At 51.2% G+C, this 19,209-nt stretch carries 13 protein-coding genes; 8 read left to right on the forward strand and 5 right to left on the reverse strand.

The window, feature by feature from the left end; all coding sequences use genetic code 11:
* The first annotated feature begins 2 nt into the window (after nucleotides 1–2).
* The 5 genes from P9H32_RS10645 to P9H32_RS10665 all read left to right on the forward strand — a co-directional run bounded on the left by P9H32_RS10645 (nucleotide 3) and on the right by P9H32_RS10665 (nucleotide 7,489).
* Nucleotides 3–1,394, forward strand: a complete 1,392-nt coding sequence (locus P9H32_RS10645) for a glycoside hydrolase 5 family protein (protein ID WP_322608876.1) — start codon at nucleotides 3–5, stop codon at nucleotides 1,392–1,394.
* Nucleotides 1,394–2,320, forward strand: a complete 927-nt coding sequence (locus P9H32_RS10650) for a hypothetical protein (protein ID WP_322608877.1) — start codon at nucleotides 1,394–1,396, stop codon at nucleotides 2,318–2,320. Before P9H32_RS10645 ends, P9H32_RS10650 begins: the two co-directional genes overlap by 1 nt.
* A gap of 149 nt (nucleotides 2,321–2,469) precedes the next feature.
* Nucleotides 2,470–3,924, forward strand: coding sequence for a hypothetical protein (locus tag P9H32_RS10655; protein ID WP_322608878.1), 1,455 nt, complete (start codon nucleotides 2,470–2,472; stop codon nucleotides 3,922–3,924).
* A gap of 80 nt (nucleotides 3,925–4,004) precedes the next feature.
* Nucleotides 4,005–5,669 carry a sulfatase-like hydrolase/transferase gene (locus P9H32_RS10660; protein ID WP_322608879.1) on the forward strand — a complete coding sequence of 555 codons (1,665 nt, stop codon included), beginning with the start codon at nucleotides 4,005–4,007 and terminating at the stop codon, nucleotides 5,667–5,669.
* Nucleotides 5,670–5,671: 2 nt separating this feature from the next.
* The gene (locus P9H32_RS10665; RefSeq protein ID WP_322608880.1) at nucleotides 5,672–7,489 is read left to right on the forward strand and encodes a hypothetical protein; all 1,818 of its coding nucleotides are present in this window, start codon (nucleotides 5,672–5,674) and stop codon (nucleotides 7,487–7,489) included.
* A 128-nt stretch (nucleotides 7,490–7,617) separates the two neighbouring features.
* Here P9H32_RS10665 and P9H32_RS10670 read toward each other — a convergent pair whose 3' ends face one another.
* Nucleotides 7,618–7,971, reverse strand: coding sequence for a hypothetical protein (locus P9H32_RS10670; protein ID WP_322608881.1), 354 nt, complete (start codon nucleotides 7,969–7,971; stop codon nucleotides 7,618–7,620).
* Between the two features lie 45 nt (nucleotides 7,972–8,016).
* On the opposite strand from P9H32_RS10670, the gene P9H32_RS10675 reads away from it, so the two are divergent.
* On the forward strand, nucleotides 8,017–9,021 hold the full coding sequence (locus tag P9H32_RS10675; RefSeq protein WP_322608882.1) for a family 43 glycosylhydrolase: 1,005 nt from the start codon (nucleotides 8,017–8,019) through the stop codon (nucleotides 9,019–9,021).
* A 510-nt stretch (nucleotides 9,022–9,531) separates the two neighbouring features.
* Nucleotides 9,532–10,539 carry a LacI family DNA-binding transcriptional regulator gene (locus P9H32_RS10680; RefSeq protein WP_322608883.1) on the forward strand — a complete coding sequence of 336 codons (1,008 nt, stop codon included), beginning with the start codon at nucleotides 9,532–9,534 and terminating at the stop codon, nucleotides 10,537–10,539.
* A gap of 89 nt (nucleotides 10,540–10,628) precedes the next feature.
* On the opposite strand, the gene P9H32_RS10685 is transcribed toward P9H32_RS10680, so the two are convergent.
* The 4 genes from P9H32_RS10685 to P9H32_RS10700 form a co-directional block, all read right to left on the reverse strand.
* A complete protein-coding gene (locus tag P9H32_RS10685; RefSeq protein WP_322608884.1) occupies nucleotides 10,629–12,917 on the reverse strand; it encodes an FAD-dependent oxidoreductase in 2,289 nt (762 codons plus the stop codon).
* Complete coding sequence (locus tag P9H32_RS10690; RefSeq protein WP_322608885.1) at nucleotides 12,917–14,605, reverse strand: sodium:solute symporter family transporter; 1,689 nt, start codon at nucleotides 14,603–14,605, stop codon at nucleotides 12,917–12,919. The genes P9H32_RS10685 and P9H32_RS10690 overlap by 1 nt, the downstream gene beginning before the upstream one ends.
* Before the next feature lie 343 nt (nucleotides 14,606–14,948).
* On the reverse strand, nucleotides 14,949–17,231 hold the full coding sequence (locus P9H32_RS10695) for a discoidin domain-containing protein (RefSeq protein ID WP_322608886.1): 2,283 nt from the start codon (nucleotides 17,229–17,231) through the stop codon (nucleotides 14,949–14,951).
* Between the two features lie 77 nt (nucleotides 17,232–17,308).
* Nucleotides 17,309–18,382, reverse strand: coding sequence for a sulfatase-like hydrolase/transferase (locus tag P9H32_RS10700; RefSeq protein WP_322608887.1), 1,074 nt, complete (start codon nucleotides 18,380–18,382; stop codon nucleotides 17,309–17,311).
* Nucleotides 18,383–18,902: 520 nt separating this feature from the next.
* On the opposite strand from P9H32_RS10700, the gene P9H32_RS10705 reads away from it, so the two are divergent.
* A complete protein-coding gene (locus P9H32_RS10705) occupies nucleotides 18,903–19,172 on the forward strand; it encodes a hypothetical protein (protein WP_322608888.1) in 270 nt (89 codons plus the stop codon).
* The last annotated feature ends 37 nt before the right edge of the window (nucleotides 19,173–19,209 follow it).

Here is a 19,209-nt window from a genome sequence, read left to right on the forward strand (position 1 = left end):
AAATGAAAAGAGTTTTATTCGTTTTAACTATGGCCTTGCTGGCCGGTGGCATTGCGGAAACGCAGGCGGAGACGCCCCCGCTGGAAGCGACGGGTTTTGTGCGGGTGGAGAACATTGACGGGGTCTGGTGGTTTATCTCTCCTGAAGGAGAAAAATTTATCAGCATGGGGATCAACCATGTGGAGCCGCACCTGTGGTTGGCTCCGTATAATAAAGAGGCGACGCTGAAACGGTATGGTGCCGATATGGTGGATGAAAACGGTTATTTTAATACTGATGGGGCGGCCGCGAAAAAATGGATTGACCAACAACTTGTGATGACCCGGGATCTCAATTTTAATACCTGGGGACGGCATACTCATCCTGAGATCAAGCCTTCATTATACGAGGATCAGATCTATTATTTGGCTTCGTTGCAGACGGGGCCGCTGGCCGGATGGCGGGAACGGAATGGAGAAGGTCCGCGCCCGGACGTTTTCTCGGTTGATTTTTACAATTTTCTCGATGATCGAATTCAGAATATCTGTGCAGCGCATCGGCAGAATAAAACCTGTTTAGGTTATCTTTATACTGATGTGCCGAGTTGGGAACAGCGCAATGCGAAGTATCCGGCCATGAAATATCCCTGGCTGAATGCCATCCTGACACTGGGTGAAGCGTCACCTGGAAAATGGGCGTGGGTGAAGCATTTGCAGTCGCGCTATGATTCTCCCGTGGAGGCAGCCCAGGTCTGGGGGATGCCGATCAGTCCGACCTATGGGATTTCGTGGTATCGGATGGTACGTCAGGTTACCTGGTTTGAACCGGTGGATGCAAAAAGGGCCGATGCGGACATGAAGAGTTTTATGCCGCAGATTGCAGATCAGTGGTATCGGCTTCATTATGAGCTGATCCGTAAATATGACCCGAATCATTTGATCTTCGGCGATAAAAACTGGATCACGTGGCATTATCCCTATGTGCTGGATGCGCTGGCCAAATATGTGGATGTGGTGTCGATTCAGGCTTATGGCCGCTGGGCGGATGATAAAAAAGTAACCGATCATATCTTTGAGGTTACGGGTAAGCCTATTTTTAATGGAGATGGCTCTCATGGGGTGGCGAATGAACACCAGCAGGAATACGGTGTGAAAGGATTCCGTACCGGTGCTGAGAATATCAAAGAGGTCGCCGCGCTATATAAGGAGACCGTAGAGCAGATGATGGCCACACCTTATGTGGTCGGCTGGCACCATTGCGGATGCCTGCAGCAGTGGGATCCGGCTGAACGGGGCGATTCACCGAAAAATGAAAACGGGTTTATGGACCCCTTCGAAAATTACATTACGGAATGGACCGATGTTATCCGGGACACGAATGCTAAAGTGGTCCAGCTGCATGAAAAGGCCGAGTGATGCGAAAGACCTTGTTTGCCTCCATCATTCTAAATGTGGTGTTGCTGGTATGGATGGTCCGGTACGACCGTGGCGTGCCGGCCTCATCCCATACGAACGGGGCAGAGCAGAAGGCGGACGATGAGCATGCATCGGTTTCGGAAGTGAGACCGCATTCGCTTGTTTCTACCGAAGTCGATATTCGTGAAGCTGGTGGTTCCGAGCAGGAAACCCAGCCTTTTCCGCCAGCGGAGACGGTGGAACAAAGCAGCCATTCGGTTTTAAGTAATATTACGGAACGCCTTACCCGGCCTGGTGTGAATCGGGAAGTTTGGAATCAACAACGAATTGTACTGACTCATAAGTATGAAGGCCTGATTCGTGATCTTGGGTTGAGTGATGACGATGCTGATTATTTTCTTGATCTGTTGACCGCCCGTCAAATGCTGTTTACTGATTTGGCGATGAAGCAAATGACCGGTGTTCTTACGTCGGAAGAGCAGCAGCTGCTCTGGACTAAAACGATGGAAGCTGCTCTTCCTCTGAATGAAGAGATCAACCAACTGCTGGGTACCGAGGAAAATCAAAATAGAATGGCGTGGCACGATCAGACGGAGATGGAGCGCAATGCCGCAAAACGTGTCAGTGAAAAGTGCGACCGTATGGGTATGCCTCTGAATGAAGCTGCAGAGCGGGAACTTGTGACCATCATTATGGATGAGCAGGGGAAAACCAGCATGGCGTCCGGTTTTAATGGCGATTTTGCGCAACTTTCCGATGACGATATTTCCAGACATGTTTCTGAAATGGAGGCCTTGGAACCTTCTGTTCTTGAGCGCGCATCACTCATGTTGACCCCGGAGCAATTGGAACTTTTTCAGAAGCAGTATGCAGAATATGTACAGAATCAGGCCGACTGGTTCCGGATGATGAAGCAGATGAATTGATGGTTTGGCGGTCTCTCGGTTCAGGTTGCCGAAAAACCGGTCAAGACGATACCTGGAAATGGTGAAATTTTTAAAAAAACATTCTCGATTCGGGGGAATGCGGTATCGAGTTAAATGAGCATACACGTTTACTAAAATAGGGAAAATTAATGAAAAAAAACTGGATTCACACGATAGGCGTATCGATTCTTCTTTTCGTTTCAGGGCCTTCCGTATTCGGCGTTGAGTTGGATCAATATGGAGGTTGGACGGGCATCAAAGGTGAAAAAACCGGATACTTTCACGTTGAAAAAATAAACGGCCGTGATTGGTTTATAACGCCGGACGGAAATGTGTTTTTTGCCGTAGCGCTCAGTCATCTTTACTCCGGCGAAAGTGATGTGGCCTGTCAGAATGTCTATGGGGGAGATAAAGATGCGTGGATCAAAGGATCTTTTGAAAAAGCGCGGGCTATGGGTTTTAACTGTGCGCTGGGCAGTGTAACCAGTCCGGAGCGCAATCTGAACGGTTTTGTTGATATCCCGAAAATTGAGAAGTTTTTTCAGGAGCAGAACTTTCCCTATGCGGTGGGTGTGATTCTGCTGAAGCATCCGTGGGAGTTTGTTGAAGGTGAAAATCTGCCTGATATTTTTGAGCCGTCGTATGCGGAAATGATCGAAGAACGGGCGGCAGCGGTGTGTCCGAAGGTCAAGGATGATCCGTTAGTGATGGGGTACTATTATGGTTTCGGAGCATTTAATCATTCCGATTACTGGATTAATCAGTATCTGTCGCTTCCTGTGGGCAGTGCCGGCAGGAATGCCATTGTTGATCTGTTGTCTGAACGCTATGACGATAACGCTGAAAAATTCAATGAAGTATACGGTACATCGGTGGAAAAGATATCCGATTTTAAAACCGATGCGGTATTGGTCTACGATAAAGCCTATGAAAAACGCAATTATGAGAAGGTCCGGAAAACACTGGATCCTGTTAAGGTGGATGACTTTGATGCCATTCTTGATCATATGGCGATCACGCTCTACAAAATCGGCTATAATGCAATTCGGAAGTGGGATACGAATCACCTGATCTTCGGCAATTTTGTGAAGGAATTTGCAATTTCCGCGAATACATGGAAAGCAGCGGCACCTTATGTCGACATGATTGCTCCGCAGCATGTGAATAAAGAAATTGATGCGCATGAAATGGCTGCCGCAGCGGGACTCCCGATTCTGATGTCGGATGATTATTTCGGATGGCATTATCCGGGCGGGAAAGGCAGCAAGCATGCTGGTCTGTCGTCTCACGATGCTCGTGGTGAGGTATACAAGGCCAATCTGATGCGTCAGTGCAAAGACCCTTTGGTGTTGGGCGTGTCGTATTGTGCCTGCATGTATGACCAGGGCGGTAATACACTGAAGAAAAATAATCAGAATGGATTGCATGATATTAACGGTAACCCTCGTGAAAAATTGATCCGTGACATCACGAAAATTAATCATGAGATTTATATCCATTCCTCCTATCCGGCATCTCCTGAAGAGCTGGCAGCTCTGGACAAAAAACTCTACGACACCTGGGCTGAATATCTGGTGGGGAGCACCCTCTGGGATCACAAATAACACACGGTCTGGTTGCGGCCTCCGATGTTTTTCCGGAGGTTCGCAACGAGTGGTGCAGCGGGCGATTGAAAGGGAAAGCCATGAAAATGAGAATCGAGATGAATGATGGAATGAATAGTCGGTTGATACCGCGCATGCAAAAAATCGTTATGCCGGTCTTTGGTGTGGTGATGTGCAGTGTCCTCGCATCGACTGCTGGTGCTGCTGTACGTCGCCCCAATGTTATTGTGGTTATGGCCGATGATATCAGCGCGAAAGAATTTCCTGTTTATGGCGCAGACTCTCATTATGACGACGTGGTTGCAAATACGCCGGTCATTGATCGACTGGCGAACGAAGGATGTTATTTAAGTACAGTGTGGGCATCTACCGTATGCATGCCCACCCGTGCCATGCTGATGAGCGGGCGCTATGCCCACCTCACCAAATGGTGGGATAATGGTCAGATTGGAAAAGTTGCACGTGGTGGAGGTTGGCAACTTAATGACAGCTCTCCGCTGACCATTGGAAAGGTCGCTGAAAAGGCGGGCTATCGGTCGATGTGGGTTGGTAAAACGCATGTCACCAGTGGAATGAATTTTACGGACTTCGGTTTTGATGAATGTCTGTTTTCTCCGGGAGAACCGGGGGTCCGCGGTAACAGTCCGTATGATCATTTTCTGAATGTGAAAAATAAAAATTTCTGGAATTATCATTCCTTTCTGTGGTGGCCCGAGATTCAGTTAGCCTTTCATCCGGATTATCCCGACGATCCGAATCATTGGGTCGAGACTGAGATCAATGATTATGGTCCCGATATTGAAATGAAATATATCATGGATTTCATGGAGCGGGCCGCGAAACAGGATCAACCTTTCTTTGTTTATCACACCTCTCATCTCGGACATCAGGCCATTGATATGGCCAGTCCGAAATTTAATATGACGTGGCCCGGAACACCGAAAATAACCTGGAATCCGGAATCGGAAACGTATACGCGGCACGAGCCGAAAATCATTCCGCAAGGTCCGGTGAATACACGCGGGACGAAATATATCAAAGAAAACATCACACCGGATAAGATGAGAAATCAGGTGGAGTATCTCGACTATCAGCTATGGCAATATCTCACAAAACTTGAAGAACTCGATGAGCTGGAAAATACCATTCTTATCTTCACGGCGGATAACGGGAGCAAAGGGTGGAAAGCTTCTGTGGTCCGGCAGCGCGGAGTCCATGTTCCCTTCGTAGTTTATGCGCCGGGACAGCCTGAGTTTGTTCAGGGCGAGCAGCAGGTCATTGCTGACCTGACGGATGTACTGCCGACCTTGGCCGAGATTATGGGCACACCGCTTCCGCCTCAGGCGGAGTACGAGCTGAGTGGAAAAAGCCTCTGGCCCTATCTGACGAAACAGGAACAAAAACATCGCGACTGGATTTATGCCTTCAAAGGCCCTAAGCAGCTGATCCGAAGTGAACATCTGCTGCGGGATGGAAACGGGGACTGGTGGGATGTCAGCTCAACACCCTCTGATTTAGATTCATATCCTGAGATTACGGATTTTGAAAAACTCTCCCCGCAACAGCGGAAAGAAAAGAAAATGATGGAACAGGCGATGGCGGGTTTTGCCCGGGAGGATATCGGGGGCGCTCATTCTTTCCATGCCGATCCGTCCCGCAAACTAACCGAGCAGGAAAAAGAAAAAATGCGCAAAAAAGCAGAGAAGCTCAAGGCGTATATGGAAAGCCAGGGGCACGGTTCTTAACAGTGAAATTCGTTCATCTAACACAGACTGTGTTGATTGGGGCGGGGCTGGCCGCGTGCGAAAGCATCGGGGCCGGTCCCGATTCTTTTGCACCGATCAAGCAGTCGGATGTGGTATTGCAGTATCCGGCGAAACAGGCCGTGTATGAGCAATACGATGCGACGGTTGTAGCCTGGGGATTTCGCCCGTGGAAGTTGAGCGGGGCGGCGCTGGAGCGTGCCTGGGATGAGCAATGTAAAACGGTGCAATTGGCAGGTCTGCGCTATCAGGCACGGGTTGAGGTCGATGCCGGTTGGAGGGACTGGATTGATTTTGATCCGGATATCGAGGCTTCAACGTGTCGCACCTTAAACGGCACATTGCTGACCTATCATTTTTGGACCTCCACTTATAAGGGCAAACCAGCCTATTTCGGGTGTACGAATGCGAAGGGCTATCAACGTTTTCTAATCCATCAGGCCCGTGAAGCGCTGGCCATTAATCCCGATATGCTGATGATCGATGCAATTATGGTGACACCGATGTCGCTTCCGCATGGGGGCTGTTTTTGTGACGCGTGTATGGATGGTTTTCGGGACTACCTGCAAGCGGACCGGTTCAAAAAGTTGCTGAAGAAGTACGGAATCTCGAAGCCTAGCTCGTTTGATTATGGTGCATTTCTGCGCAAGTGCGGCGTAACGGATGAGCAATTTGCGAAGGCTACTTATGGGCAGGGAGCACCAATTCCATTGATGCAGGAGTATCGTCTTTATCAGCATGAGGCTGCGCGCACCTTTATAGCCGAGTTTAAACAAAATGCGGAGCGGATCGCCGGACGTGCCATTCCGTTATGCACCAATTCGCTGTTGGATAAGCCGTCAGACTGGTCGGCCTATCCGGTGATGGATCATTTTACGGTGGAGACTCCGCTGGATGCGAGCGAACGAAAAATTCCACAGCGTACCATTTTCCGTTATCAGCTGGGGGAGGCGCTGGGCGTGACCATGGCAGCCACCGGCCTGCCGCATTTAGATTTGAAATTTGTGCGCGATGAGAAACTCAAAGGACTTGTTCGCTGCTGGATTGCGCAGGCATATGCCTATGGCCAAACCTTCATGGTTCCCCATAGTGCCTGGTGCGGTGAGAATGAGGTGGAGCGGTATGAAAGCGAACCCGGTGACTGTGACGATCTTTATCGTTTTGTCCGTGCGCATGCCGACCTGTTTGACGGGTATGAACCGCTGGCCAGGGTGGGACTTTTGTTGGATGTGGATCGGATGGCTGCAGGGGACTGGCGCATTACTAAGGAGGCCGGCCGATTGCGCCGGTTGAACATTCCCTATCGGCTGCTTGTTAACGGAGGAGCGTGGATTCCGGCATCGCTTGAGTCCGATGACGTAGAGGGGCTTGAGTCCGTGGTGGTACTCCCGCCTGTGAATACCGCCGATAAAGCGCTGCTGAAAGGTCGAAATCTCAAGATCTATTCCGGGCAGCAGGACCCTATGCCGACCTCGGCCCGCATCCGGGTGCAGGGGGCTGAAAAGGTTGCCGTAGTGCCGCGGCACAATCCATTGGATCCAAAGGCACCTATTGTATGCCACTTGCTGAATGAAAACTATCAGGCCGATCGTGACTCGATGAAGGAGCAACGCAAGTTTACGGTGACGCTTCCGGCATCACTGGTGCCCACCGATATTAAGCGGGCAACGCTTTTAAAGCCGGGCGAAGACCCGGTTGAATGTAAGGTGGTTAAAGGGCGAGAGGGCATCCGCGTTACAGTTCCGAGTCTGGATGTCTGGGCAATGCTTCGATTGGATAAAGGGCGGACCAGTTATCGCTGAGCGGGAACGGTTCCACTTTGTTTGTCGGGCTGGCATGGTTGAGGCACGTGAAAATAAATTGAATCAGATCCGGGAAAACCGTCGGTTAAAACGGAAGGAAATCAGGTTCAAATAGGGCTGTTGTTCCGTCAGCGCTCAAGTTCCATGGCAGATACTCCGGAGGCCAGTGTTGTGCCGATTCCCCAGACGGAGGTAAGCATAACGACGGGCATATTGGCCAACTGCTGCACGATCTCGCGGTGAATCTGTTGAATATTATCTTCCAGGCAACGGCAATGGCGGATCTTGCTGGCGAGGGAAGAGTGTAGTAGGCCAGCCAACTCTTCCGGATGCTCTAGAGCCTGACGAGCATATGCTTTGAGACGCGGAACTGCTCTTTCCGTGTCGCTACACAGAAAAAACTTTTTTTCATTACATATGCCCCGTCCATTGACATCTATACCTTGGTTAAATGATAGACGCCGCGAAGCATCTTCTATCATTTAACCTAGAAAGAGCGAGCATTAGCAAAATAACGAGGAATATAAATGAAACCTTTTTTTCTGATAACCCTTTTGGGGCTGGCTTCCCTGTCGGCCTCGGCAGCCCCAGAATTCAGTAATCCCATTACCACCGATTTTTTCACAGCCGATCCCGCGCCCTTTATCGGCGGCGATGGTAAGCTATGGCTCTATACGAGTCATGACCAACCGGATGCAGACATCTTTAATATGGTCGACTATTGTGCCTTTTCGACCGAAAACATGCACGACTGGGAATTTCATGGCTATGTGCTTCACACGAATGATGTGCCTTGGGTCGATGGCTATTTTTGGGCGCCTGCTGGACTTTATCGGGATGGAACGTATTATCTCTACTTCCCCATCGGCGGACTTGGAAAAACAGGGGTCGTTACCAGTAAATCACCCACCGGCCCGTGGACGGATCCCATCGGCGGCCCTATGGATACCGCCACCATGGACCCCTATGTATTTACAGATGATGACGGCCAAGCGTACATGGTTGGATCCATCCCCAAACAGCAATTGGAACCACAACCAGGCTGCCTTCGTACCCCTTTCGTCGTAAAGATGCGTGATGACCTGCTTGGGTATGAAGGAGAAAAACGACTCCTCGAACCGCATGAATATGAAAAGCACGTGGAAGCGGCTTGGTTGCATAAACACAACGGAAAATATTATTATACGCACAAAGGAAAAGGAGGCCTGCTTTATAGCATGAGTGATAGTCCCATGGGCCCCTACAAAAATATGGGCTACTTTATGCCCGGAAAATATTTAAATCATCAGGGGATTATTAAATATAAAAACGAGTGGTATATCTTTTTCCAAACCTATCCCGTTTCTAACTACCTGAAACGCCGGAATGTCTCGCTCACTCGACTGGAATACAATAGCGATGGCTCCATCAAAACCGTCGAAGAACCCGTCTATGATCCGGTTAAAGTTCAAAACGGAAAAGATAAATACGGACACATCCCGCAGAACAAAAAGAAACGATGGAAAAATAAGAAGCAAGAACCAAAGAAATAAGCTGGGTTTTTCCGCTGTGATACCCCTTGAATGGGAGCTTGAAATCACCCCATTCGGAGCGACCTCGGTTTACTCTCGGTTAATACCCATTAGTTGACATGAAAAAAGCGCCTAAGCAGGCGCTTTTTTCATGTCCGCCGTGCCGCTACTTTGGACTGTCTGGGGCGATCACAATTTTAAATGTCCCCGTTTATCAAGAGTTAGCCCGCAGGATTGGGTTAAAGCAGATGAAGGATAATGTAACTCAATTCACGTATGGGAATGGTGAGATCGGAACAGCAGCCGGTAGGAAATGGTTCCAGAGGGGTCGGCAATCCGCAAACCACGGTCCGAAAAAAAAGCTATAATTCGGTCAGGTTTTATGCCGAGCGAGCGAAGGTTGCGAGAGGGCCTGGTTGGGTCATCACGCTACCCGCCGTTCAAGTAGGGGCTTTTACAGCGGTTCGTTGCCGACCCTATTTTATTTTACCTATAAAGCTTATGCTATACAGTGATGCGATGCGTTCAAAAATGATTACTCAAAAAGATATCGCCGAGAAACTGGGTTTAAGCAAGCAGGCCGTCTCATTGGCACTGCGCGGTAGCCTGAAAGTCTCCGAAGCCACGCGTCAACGGGTGAAGGAAACCGCGGCGGCGATGGGGTATCAACCGGATCCAGCTCTATCGGCGCTCGTCAACCTGCGAACAGGTCTGGGCCGCGTGGCCACACGATGGAACCAGTTCGCTCTCCTGCATAACTGGCCAACGGAGAGGGGGGTGCGGCAATCCGACTTCTACTCGCAGTGGCTGCAAAGCCTGCACAAAGCCGCCGCCGCCCGAGGCATCACGATCGAGGAGTATTGGACCGGTGCAAATGGCGAGAACCATAACGCCGTGTTCCGGAAGCTTCGACATCGCAATATCACCGGTATTTTTATTGCCCCGCCCCCGCAGATCCCGGATGTGCAAGCCCTTGAGATTTCGAATCAAAACTTCCAGTTCGTCACGTTTGGACCGGAGCACTTTTATCCCAACCTGCATACGATCCAGTTCGACTTCTATGAAAACCTACGGCTGGCCTGGTCGGTACTCAGCGAACGCGGTTTCCAACGCATTGGACTGGTCTTTGCAAACTATCAAAGCGAACGAACCGGCTACGCCTGGCGCGCCGCTTATCACATCGAAAAGATGCTCTCCGGGTGTCCGGTTGGAACGCGCATGCCGCTGGAGCTGGAAAGCGAAACCTCTCGAGCCAGTTGCGATGCCTATCAGAAATGGGTTCAGGAAAATGAAATCGATGCTGTCATTTCCAGTGTGTATGACGTCGAAAAATGGAACCAAGAGCTGGCGACTCCCGCAGAAGTCGCCATCTTTAATGTAAACCATCCGGCGCAGCAAGGCATCGATATCAACCTGCCTCAAATGGCGGAGACGGCCATCGAGTTGCTTTTGATCGAGATGCAACGTTCACAGTTAGCCCACACCAAACACCCTTATCGAATTCACATCCCCGGAAAATGGGTTGATAGACAGTCATAGACGGTCAAGTTTGACTACGGAAAAATTATCGTCGTTTCGTCACAACCTGTGGTTAATGCCATACGCATAAAGCGGATACCTGATTAGCTTCAGGCTCCGCCGTAAACGCGTAGGCCGAACAGGGCTGCGGGAACACGGTCTGAGGGGTGTTTCAGCTCAATGGAGAGTCCCCGGGTACAAACCGGTGTATCAAAACGGATGCGATTGATGGTTTGGTGATTATCGGTGCAGCGGTGCAGTTCTTTTCCATTTGCGTCGCGGATCACATAGTCCCGAATACAAAACGGCGCTACATGTTCCGGATGGCCCCACTGAACCGTCTCCATTGCGTTATCGAAATCGGCATCAAAGTGCAGCACAATTTCACGCAACGTCTGCGGTGCATTCCAGTTCAACTCCAGGCGCGGATTTTCATCTTCATACGTCGCCACCCAGGCATTCGAGGCCGTAGTTGGCCGGAACCAGCCATTACGGAGTTGCTCGATTCCGAACGCCTTAAGCGGTGTGGAGAGCTTAAAGGCCAGATTGTGCCCTGCCGGGCGCCGCTCCGGCACCCAAAACTCAAACCGGTCAATGCCGATCCCTTCCGGAGGAACCTGCTCCCCGGTATTGGAAACCGCATGGTTGAATTTTTTCTGCACGGTCAACAGCCCGGTCACCCGCTGCTCCGAACAGGCCACCTTGATGGCTTCATTTCCATCCAGCGTCAGGAATCCGTAGCGGTTTTGATCGACCCCTTCCGTGATCGGGAATGCTATAGTTTGCTCGCCCTCCACCAACGAAAAGACCTGCTCGCAAAGCGTCCTTTCCGGCGTGAAATTTTCCGGCTTATCGCTGACCCGCAGAGCCACGCGGATCTCAGAGGGCTGTTTGGCGCGAACCCGAAACTCCACGGTCGGCCGATCTCTCGGCGTCAATGGAATGAGCTGTGCCACCGGATAGGTCAGATTCAGCCAAGGGCCGTCAGCGGCCAGCTCGGTCAGTACGCATGTCGACGAGGTACTCACCGTTGCGGACTGCACCAAGTCCCCGTCGTCCGCGAGCGGGATGCCGGGGATAGACTGCCCGGCGCGATTGAGTGCGGTCTGAAGGGCGCTCATGCGGTTGGGCTCGGTTAGGTCGCGCGGCTGCAGTGCATCGCGCTGACAGTGCGCGGCTGCCATTCCAACGGCCGTGCCACCGTGTGCACTGGTCAGCATGACGCGCGTGGACCCGAAGGCGACGTGCGAGGCACTGATAATGCGGCCGGCCAAAAACAGGTTGCTTATGTTGCGGCTGTAATAGCAGCGGTACGGAATTCCGAAAGCCCCTTTGCTGTGCCACTGATTGCAGGGCGATTTTTCGCTGTAAACCGCATCCGATGGATGGAGATCCAACGACCACCCGCCAACCGCGACGGCGTCAGCGTGCACGCGCTGTTCGATGACATCCTGCTGGCACAGCATGATGTCGCCTTCGAAGCGACGGCTTTCCCGCTTACCGGGAATCGTACCGACCCATTCCAGGGTCATATTTTCCGCGTCGGGAAATTCGCCGGAATTTTTGATATGATCCCAGACCCCGTAAACCACTTTCCACAGCTCCCATTTGATGGCTTCGGTGTCGTGTACCGTGTCCAACCGGCCGCCGTATTCAATCCACCAATACTTGCAGCCATGCTCCCGCTCGTTGACCGCGCGAAAACGCGGAATTTCGGTGATGTCCTTCAAGGCATAATCGGGGGCTACAAACTTGACCGGCTTCCCGGTATCCTTGCTGTAGAAATAAATCGTGTGCCCTAACAGTTCGCCATAGCCCTCGTCCGGCGCAAATCTCTCGCCGAATTCGTCGGCCCGCTCCGCGCCCATCCGAAAAGCGGCTCCGGCCTGAAACCCGACGATTCCGTCGCCGGACGCATCACAGAACAGAGGTGCTTCCACGGTGTAGCGGGTTGCATTTTGCGAGCAAAATGCCGTCACCCCGGCGATCGTGTCGGGGGCGGATTTCCGGACTTCGTAGACCGCTGTATTCAACAGAAGACGAATGTTCGATTCGCGGGCGACAACATCGAGCAGCACCGTATCAAAGATCAGTGGATTGCCCTCTTTGTTGCGGTAGAGATTTTCCACCAGGATTTCATCGACCAGCCCGCCTTCGCGCGCCCAGCGGTTATTGTTGCCCATATGCGACGTGGCTCCCAGTGCCCACAGGCGCACTTCGCTCGATGCGTTGCCGCCCAGCACCGGTCGGTCCTGAATAAGGGTTACACGGAGGCCCTGCCGCGCAGCGGTAACCGCCGCACAAACACCGGCCAAGCCGCCGCCGATTACCGCAAAATCTACAGAAATGGTCTCGTGCCGCAGTTCGCGGAGATCTGAAACAGGTTTACTAACAAGCATTAAATATCCTCTTCTTGTTTCTTCATTCGTTTTGATAAAGCAAAAAGCAACGCGGCCAGTACCAGTAAGCCCAGTCCGAATCCGGCCAGCATGCCGCGGTTGGTATCATTCAGCGGAATCATGCCAAACAGCGTACACGCGCAAGCTGCCAGGCTGATGCTGACGATCAACGCGGGGAACGCGCTCGATTGCGGCGGTTCGCGGTTTGCTTCGCGATCGGTCAGGTCGCGGATGGTGCTCCAGCCGGGGGCTTTTTTGCGTGAAAACAGCACCATTACCCCAATGATAAGGAGCGGAAGAATGACGCCCGTAACGGTGCTGTCCGCCAGCCAGGTGCCGGTCAGCACCGTGCTGAACTTTGCCAGCAGTCCCAGCGGGAAACAGACGCCAACGGTGGCCCAGATGGTACTGACCCCCAGGCGTGGAATAAACAGCGCCAACAAGGTCGGTGCCAGCAACGGGGTCACCATCACCTGCGTAACTGCAATAATCATCTTGGCCGCACCGCCCATATAGGGCGTGGCAATCGCAATGCCGGCAACAATCAGTCCGAGGATGCAGGTGAAGACCCGCCCCATATGAACCATCCGTTTTTCAGAGGGATTTCCCGCCAGCGGTTTATAGATGTTTTCCGTCAGCACGCCGGAGAAGACATTCAGTTGGGAACTGATCATACTGGCGGTGGCTGAAAAGAGCGCGGCCAACATCAGCCCCAGCATGCCAATCGGCAAGACGGCCTTGCAGGAGAGAATATAGGCGGTTTCCGCCAGCTTGGTGACGGTTTCTGCATCGGCTCCAACCGGAATAGGCTGCTGAATGCGCCAGAGCAACGGCGGCAACAGCCAGAGAAACGGACTGAACAGATAGAGCCCGCCGAACAAGAAAGTGCTTTTGCGCGCATCTTTCGGTGTTGGTACGCAGAGGTAGCGCTGCACAAAGGCCCACTCCGCTCCGATCATGAAATAGTGAATCGCCACCCAGCCGGCGAGGAACAGAAACGTGTATTTGTCATTGGTGGCCGACAGGAACCCGTCCGGTGCTTTATCCAGAATGTTGGAAAAACCGCCGCTGCGGGCGAGGGACAGCGGAATCACAAACAGCACGGCCAGATTCAGGATGACGAACTGCAGGGTATCGGTCATCAGCACGGCCCACAGGCCGCCGATCATCGTGTAACCCACCACAATCAGCGCAAAGATCAGGATGGCGATATTTAAATCCGCCCCGGAAAGACTGCCTTCGCCTCCCGCGATCACTGCCAGTGTCAACCGCGCTATCGCATAGAGTGCACCCCCCGTTCCGATAATCCGGAAGGTCATCATAAACCAAGTATAAAAATGGAGGGCCCCGCGGCCAAACCGCTTATCGATATACTCGGCCGGGGTTCGAATCCCCATCTTCTTCCATTTACCGGCCACCGTAAATCCGGCCGCAATGGCCGCAATGCCGTAGCAGAGGTTGATCACAATCGCGACGACCCCGTGTTCATAGGCGATGCCGCCCCATACCACAAAGGTATTGGCGGAAAACATCGTCATAAAAGCACTCAGCCCGCTGATCCACCACGGCGACTGCCCGCCCGCGGCAAACATGTCGGATGAGTTTTTAATAAAGCGCCCCAGGAAAACGCCGATAAACACCGTGCCTGCCAAATACAGCGCCAGGACTGTCCAATCTGAAAAATGCATTTTCTATTCCTTATGAATCATTGTTTTCAATGTCCCTTGATCCGCCCGATAGAGGGTGTGGCAGCATCCGTATCCGATGAAAAAGAGATCCGGCTGATGCATCGCAGCCGGACCCAGTATTCACCCAACCCTCGGGATGGGTAACTTCTCCCGCAGGAAATCTGAATCTCCAACAACCGGAATGTAATCTTTCGTCCTTTCGCCCCCAAATCTGAAAATAGATTTACCTATAAAACTGAAGTTGGCTACTCAGGCACATCTTTTGCGGCTGAGTGTCTATTCGGAAACAATGTGTCCGGGCGGTGAGCCCCCGGTCACAGGTGGGTGAATACCATGCAGAGCCCTACAGACGGACGGCGTGTTTAAAATATCCATAGCCGTAGGACACTTCGGTAACGTCGTTTAAGTCGACTCCAGACACAGACAGCCAAGCCGCGTTTTCACCCTCTTCAATCAGCTCAAGGTTTTCCACCACGCCGTTGCGAACGACCTGCACCGTTGCTTTCTCTGCCGTGTCATAATCAAAGTTCAACGGAGCTTTCAGACGAATCGTACGGGATTGTTTATCAACCTTCAACTCGGTGTCATCATAGGCCATGTAGGCCAGGCTCAGGTTAAATGCGACATTGAACTGAACCCATCCCTCCGTCCAGCCGACATTGCCTGCGTCGGGATTATAAGGATAGTGCTCGTTCTTCGGCGCGCCATCAAAAACAAAGGGTGTGTTGGCGAGTTGTCCGATCCCCCCGCGATGATAGCTGTACCAACCAAGTTCGCATCCCTCGATCTCGCGCGGCGCATCGTACGAGAAATGACGCCCCGTGGGGTTACGCCCAAATGCATTATCCATCTGAGATTTTGAAATTTCGCGCAGACGTTCATTTTGCTCACTGTCCGGGGTTGCGGATAGGGCCGCCAGAACACAGGAGGGGAAGCCCAACAGATTTCCCGGCTCGTTCCACATGGTTTTTTTGGGACCCGTCAGGCACCACTGCGTATCGGACACCTTACGAAAATCCCACATATTGGCCGAACGGGCAATGGCGACTGTTTTCCATGCTTCAATTTTATCCGCCAGTCCCTCGGGAGCGCGATTAGCGTACTTAGATAGCATTAGCCCTAAACCAGTCATGGTAATATGCTCAGACATCCGCTGCCCTTTGGTGGTTAAAGGATCATTCCAATCCAGATGCTGAATCATCCACTCAACCTGATTATAGGCCGCCTCAAAATAGCGTTGAGCATCCGTACAGTTCTCACGTTTTGCCACTTCATACATCAGAAGATTCGGCAATACGCTATGCCCCGGCGGAAGCTCGCCCTTATTTGTTCCAATCAAGGTTTTCGTTTCAAATAAATTGTGATCTTTGACCAAATCATACGGGTATTCGAAGCCAACGCTTTCTTTGCCCCAGACATTAAATACATAATCGCGAATCACCCTGTAATTCTGTTCAGGCAGCCATTGTTTGAGTGCAGGCCACGCATAGACGAAGTAAGCCAGCTGTTCCTTGAGAAAGGCGTGATCCGCTTTTTGAGTCACGATGACATCGGCGCCAAAATGGATCAATTTGACGATATCGGGTGCATTTTCATTGAAGGGTTCAAGTACCCCGTTAAAACCATCCAGTTGCTCATATTCAATGGTGTTGGGCATCCGCTCATAAGCGCTCGGGTTCGATAGATATTGGGGAACCAGGGTATTGAGTTCCCAACCAAAGTGATGATCATCGCGCCAACCAAATGAACCGCGACACTTCTTTTTATAATTTCCGAAATAGTGTCGGCTCTGATCCATAAAAGTCACGGCGTTCTGATAGGTAACCTTCTCCAGCCACCAGTGCCCGATTCTGAACGGAAACGATGTGTGTGGTCCGATTTTTACGATAAATTCGTCCTGACTATCTGGGTTGAACGCGGAAAAATCTCCAATATGATTCAACACGGTGCCTGAAAATACGGATTCATGGGTTCGTTTATTAACCAGGTTAAAAGGCGTTCCATCTTCAACGGTCGGTGCGGTAAAACGCTTGGGCTTATTCAGGTTAAATCCGCTTTGGTTGAGGTAAACTAAAGGAGCCTCAACCGCCGGTTTTTGAGATTTTTCCGCTACAGCTACAGGCTTTTCAAGCGGCGGTAATGCCTGACCGGTCTCCGGCCAGAGAACAATCTCTTTTATTCGGGCCAAATCCATTTTGGTCTTCGTGACCACCAGGCGTAGTGTGTCGGTTTTTACATCCAGCGTGGAGTCGAAAGGAAGGCTCAAGGCGGTCGAGCGGTTTCCTGTAATTACCGATGAGGGGACCACGATCCACTCACCGACGCCGTTTTTAAATTCAAAATGGAAATCGGTGATCGCATCTTTATTTCCGTATCCACTATACAGGTGAACACCACTTATTTGCTGTACCTGTGCCAGCTTTAATTCCAGCCAAATGGCGCCATCATGGTCTTTGGAGCCAATCCAACGCGATTCATTTGATATTTTTCCATCACAGGCGAAGGATGCCGCATATTTCCTGTAGGTTTGCGAAGCTCGTGCCTGCTCAACGGTTAACCTGTTTTCTTGCGCCAATACATTCGTCGCTAAGAGTGCAGATAGCAGCACTATGATCTCTTTGTTCATGGTCACACCTTATTTCATTTATTCATACATAAAGACTTCATTCAGCAGGATTATTTATCACGTTGTTTTTCTAATTTTTATTGGGTCAAATAGGTTGCCCGGCTCTTAACGAGAGGGCTGAGCGCGGCCCATTCTGCATTCTTGATAACTGAAGGATCAACCTGCACTCCGGCTGCATCGCGCAGTAGAACGACACTGTTGAGGATGAGATTGACCTCGATCGGATCGGTGGTTTTGTTCAGCACGTCGTAAATGACCGGCATGGGGTCAGCCACTTCGACGAGGCCGAGAAATTCAGCGGCACGCACACGTACAAGTCCATAAGGATCGGACGCGGCGAGTTGTTTGGCCGTCTCGTAGAACGGTGTAGCTTGAGTTCCAAAGACGGCGCAGGAGATCAGACCCCAGTATCGTTCCTGTGGCTGGCTGGAATAGAGCGCTTTTGCAAGCTGATTCCGGGCCTCCGGGAAGGGATGGAGCTGGAGATCGGCAATATCGATCAGTTTCGCGATTTGCACCTTATTTTTCCGGCCGAATGCATCGCCGTCGCCCTTGCTTTCAATAAGCATGACCGATTCGTCCCAAACTCCTTTTTTATCCGCGGAGCTGTAATTATAGTCCTCTTTAGAGTTGTTCGTGGTGTAATAGCCCGCCTGACGGAGGTAGTACGGAAACAACTTCAGCCCCTTCGGCATTTTCGCTGAGATCTGACTCCGGTGGTGCTGAGCCCCGGTACGCGGACCATGGCATCCGGAAATAATCGTACTGCGTGCCACTGAACAAACAGGACCGCAGGAATAGGCATGGTTAAACACAATTCCATGTTTGGCCAACCGCTCGATATTCGGCATGGGTGCACCGTGTTCAGTGTTGTAGAGTCGGTACCAGCATGCAGAGTTGTCCTCGGAAGTGAGCCAGACCACATTCGGCCGTTGCTGTTTTGTCTTTGTCGGAATGGACTGGTGATTTTTTTCTTTTACCGTAAGAGACGTCTTCAGATGTGCCTTAAATGTATCTGTATCTTCGGTGATCGAGTCGTCAAGGCAGGGGGGCATTGGCGATTTAGAGGTTTCGGCTGAAACTTTTAGCGCCGGGGCGCACAAGGCCGTAGCTGCCAATATGCACGCAACAATCGATCCTTTAATTTTCATTATCATTTCATTTAACCCGTGCTCTTGCTTCAGCACCTATTATGTCTTTTTTCTCGAACGTGAAATAACGAAAGCTGATACAACAGCTGGTTTCATAATTTACCCGAAGGGTTAAAAGGGCTCTCGGCACCGTGACCTTCTTTCTCTTCGCCAAACTCACATCCTCCGCTCGTGATGCACGAAAAAGAAACGCTATAAAAGATCACTGCCACAACAGAACGAATAGAACGCTGTTTCATACAACCATCTTCCAGGTATCCGTTAAACTTTTCTGCAGGGAGACTCTAAAAACAGGAATGTAACCGCTGGCAACCCCGATCCCAAATCTCAAAACTGATTTACCTATAAACCCATGCCTGTTTGCCGGATGATAGCGGCTCTTACGTTCCATCCACCGTTTCCAAACATTGAAATAAGTGTACCGCAAAAGCTCCGGGGGCTGGGTAACGGTACCGGACTTAAGATTCTATCTGGACTGAGGTCGCATTCCGTTTATCAATATCTGGTCAGTCGCTATGGTTTGAACAGGGCCGGCGTGCATTGGGAGCCGGAGGAATATCCGACCGCCGATCAGTGGAGCGAGCTGAACGATCAGCAGGACGCACATCCGGCTAAAATCATGCTGAGGGAAGGTGAACTGCTTAAGCAGACCCGTGCGCCGCATTTCATCGAGGTCCCGATCGGCCGATGGAATTATATCGGTCGCCCGGTTTGCGCCGCTTGGGGGAAGCTCGGTGTTGCGATAGGTGTACCAAACACAATAGATGCCATCGACCTTGATTATTTTTGATGAATCCCGCCGGTTTCCGGGTACTGAATAAAAAACA

Source organism: Pontiella agarivorans (assembly GCF_034531395.1).
GTDB lineage: Bacteria > Verrucomicrobiota > Kiritimatiellia > Kiritimatiellales > Pontiellaceae > Pontiella > Pontiella agarivorans.

Coding starts and splice junctions, on each gene's coding strand:
- P9H32_RS10655 (WP_322608878.1), top strand. CDS start 2,470: ATGAAAAAAAACTGGATTCACACGATAGGCGTATCGATTCTTCTTTTC.
- P9H32_RS10680 (WP_322608883.1), top strand. CDS start 9,532: ATGATTACTCAAAAAGATATCGCCGAGAAACTGGGTTTAAGCAAGCAG.
- P9H32_RS10645 (WP_322608876.1), top strand. CDS start 3: ATGAAAAGAGTTTTATTCGTTTTAACTATGGCCTTGCTGGCCGGTGGC.
- P9H32_RS10690 (WP_322608885.1), bottom strand. CDS start 14,605: ATGCATTTTTCAGATTGGACAGTCCTGGCGCTGTATTTGGCAGGCACG.
- P9H32_RS10685 (WP_322608884.1), bottom strand. CDS start 12,917: ATGCTTGTTAGTAAACCTGTTTCAGATCTCCGCGAACTGCGGCACGAG.
- P9H32_RS10660 (WP_322608879.1), top strand. CDS start 4,005: ATGAAAATGAGAATCGAGATGAATGATGGAATGAATAGTCGGTTGATA.
- P9H32_RS10650 (WP_322608877.1), top strand. CDS start 1,394: ATGCGAAAGACCTTGTTTGCCTCCATCATTCTAAATGTGGTGTTGCTG.
- P9H32_RS10700 (WP_322608887.1), bottom strand. CDS start 18,382: ATGAAAATTAAAGGATCGATTGTTGCGTGCATATTGGCAGCTACGGCC.
- P9H32_RS10670 (WP_322608881.1), bottom strand. CDS start 7,971: ATGATAGAAGATGCTTCGCGGCGTCTATCATTTAACCAAGGTATAGAT.
- P9H32_RS10695 (WP_322608886.1), bottom strand. CDS start 17,231: ATGAACAAAGAGATCATAGTGCTGCTATCTGCACTCTTAGCGACGAAT.
- P9H32_RS10675 (WP_322608882.1), top strand. CDS start 8,017: ATGAAACCTTTTTTTCTGATAACCCTTTTGGGGCTGGCTTCCCTGTCG.